Here is a 210-nt window from a genome sequence, read left to right as displayed (position 1 = left end):
CCAGCTCCGATAAAGCTTTCTTCGGACAACGCGCCGCGATCCCAACCGTCGGCACTGCCACCAACCTTCTCAAGCACATTCGTCGCAAAGTCGCGGCCCTGCGCCTGAGCCACACCGAACCCGCCCTGACCATCGCCAAGACGCGTCCAGATCGACCCGTCCTCAGCCGACAGAACAGCATCAACAACACCGTCGCCGTTCAGGTCTTCA

The 210-nt window shown here is 61.4% G+C and carries 1 protein-coding gene; it reads right to left on the bottom strand.

From position 1 onward, the window contains the following. Nucleotides 1-210 (bottom strand): hypothetical protein (locus ACXAH0_RS25445; protein ID WP_475196144.1); only part of this gene is annotated, 210 nt, incomplete at both ends.

This window comes from Roseibium sp. AWQ4_290, assembly GCF_056160985.1.
The sequence above is the reverse complement of the archived record's forward strand: the minus strand, read 5'-3'. Positions and strand labels throughout refer to the sequence as shown.